This is a genomic window from Caloranaerobacter longqiensis (assembly GCF_050286925.1).
GTDB lineage: Bacteria > Bacillota > Clostridia > Tissierellales > Thermohalobacteraceae > Caloranaerobacter.
In genome coordinates this window covers 1-2,010 of record NZ_JBFWFX010000049.1, presented here as the reverse complement: position 1 = coordinate 2,010, position 2,010 = coordinate 1, and the positions used below count along the sequence as shown (strand labels likewise).

At 27.2% G+C, this 2,010-nt stretch carries 2 protein-coding genes; one reads left to right on the top strand and one right to left on the bottom strand.

Going from position 1 to position 2,010, the window contains the following annotated elements:
* Positions 1-541 precede the first annotated feature (541 nt).
* Positions 542-703: an IS110 family transposase gene (locus AB4Y15_RS13885; RefSeq protein ID WP_427340941.1), complete on the bottom strand. Its 162-nt coding sequence runs from the start codon at positions 701-703 to the stop codon at positions 542-544.
* 273 nt (positions 704-976) lie between these two features.
* Here AB4Y15_RS13885 and AB4Y15_RS13880 point away from each other — a divergent pair, with 273 nt between their 5' ends.
* A complete protein-coding gene (locus AB4Y15_RS13880) occupies positions 977-1,948 on the top strand; it encodes an MFS transporter (RefSeq protein ID WP_427340940.1) in 972 nt (323 codons plus the stop codon).
* The last annotated feature ends 62 nt before the right edge of the window (positions 1,949-2,010 follow it).

The following is a 2,010-nucleotide window of genomic DNA, read 5'->3' as shown; positions in this document are numbered from 1 at the left end:
GGTATGAGGACAGTAGAAGTGTTATAGAGAAAATAAACTTGGCTAAAGAATTTAAAATAGGTGGAATTTCATTATGGAGGTTAGGTAATATACCTGATTATTATAATCCAGGAAATCAAGAATTTTATTTGGATATTTGGCAGCAAATACAGAAAAATATTGCTGAATAAAGAGAAAAGCGTGGCGGAATAATTCGCCACGCTTTTTAAATAAGGCTATTTTTAAGGCATGTCAAAAATCTATTGTATCTAGATTTTAAGGAATTTTCATGGTAAATAATAGTATAAAACCACTACAAAAACATAATTGACAAATAATAGAATAAATGTTAATGTAAAGTTAAATAAATAATTAATTGAATGGATTGAAGTAATTATTATATTTACTAAAAAGAAAAACGAGGTGAGAAGTATGCTGTATCCAAGACCGCCAAATAAAAAGCTTATTAACTTATATTGATGTTGGAAGCATGTTTGATAGATCCAATAAAACATTATAAGTATTTAGTAAATATGAAAATTTTTACATCAAAGTATCAGAATTATTTTATAATTTTTAATACTTCTAGAATTAATTTAAGGAGTTTATTTGTACCTTGATGAGAATTAGAGAATCTAATTGATTTACCAATTGTATTCCCCTGAATATCAATAAGTGTAGCTTCATGATTGAATTTACCTATATCGATACCTACTATAATCATACAAAACACCTCACAATTAAAATTACAGATAGATATACACTCTAATCTTTACAAGTTACAGCCTTGTTAGATATACGAAGAATTAGATTTAACTAATCAACATCCAGCTTATTCGTAAAAACTCGTAAAGCAGAGATATCACTCTCAATTAGGAGGATTTAAACCTCAAGGAGGAAAACGAAAATCCCTATATGTTTACGAGAATAATTATCTCAAATTATTTTTCAATATACAAGTTTTTTAAGTTTTCATGCTACTAGGTAGGAAGAGTAGATGAAAACTATTAGATATGATTTTTATTTTATTTTGAAGTGTTTTGCAAACTTTATTATACAAGGGAGGATATATATATTTCAAATGTTTACAAATAAAAATAGTGTATTAAAAAATAGAAATTTTATGTTACTTTTATTTGGTAAAATTGTTTCCCAATTAGGCAATTGGGTATATTATTTAGCTATAATATATTTTATAACACAAGTTACTAAATCTACTGCAAGTACAGGGATTATTTTATTTTTTAATGCAGTTCCAGTTATTATGTTTGGAGCTATTGCTGGCAGTGTGTGTAAAAGATATTCAAAAAAGTTTATCTTGGTGTTTTCAGATTATATTAGTGGTTTTTTGTCACTATATTTGGGGGTAAAAGCATTAACAGGGGATATCTCCTTGATAGAAGCAAGCATAATTACATTTCTTTTAGGAGTATCAAAGTCATTTTTTACACCGGCATTACTTTCTGCAATACCTACTATTGTTGACGAGTCAGAACTGAATAGAGCCAACTCATTAATTAAATCTACTAACAGTGTTACAAATATATTAGGGCCCTTAATTGGTGGAACCATGATTATGTTGATTGGTTGCCCAATAGCATTTATATTAAATGGAATATCGTTTATTATTTCAGCTATAAGCGAGATGTTTATAGAAATACCTAATAGCAATAATAAAAATGAAAAATTAAGATGGTATAAAAATATAGTTGCCGATTTCGTAGAAGGGATGAACTTTGTTAAATCAAACAGATTAATTTATAATATTCTAATTGTATTTTCTATTATGACTTTTTTTGCTTCTCCTATGGTTTTGATATTTCATCAGTTGGTTGTAGCTTCGCAAAATATTTTGCAAAATTTCGCACGTTATTTCGCAAAATATTTTGCTTTTTTTTATGGTTCGTTTTTAATATCATTACCTCTCACTAATACAAAATTATCAAACAATTTCTTCCTCAAGTTATAACTATTAAAATGTTTCATTATACCCAAGTATGATTGCACAGTTGCATTTACTTTATCAAATTC

What these genes read in the sequence shown, in the direction of transcription:
- AB4Y15_RS13885 (WP_427340941.1), bottom strand. Translation starts at nt 703, where the DNA reads ATGATTATAGTAGGTATCGATATAGGTAAATTCAATCATGAAGCTACA.
- AB4Y15_RS13880 (WP_427340940.1), top strand. Translation starts at nt 977, where the DNA reads ATGAAAACTATTAGATATGATTTTTATTTTATTTTGAAGTGTTTTGCA.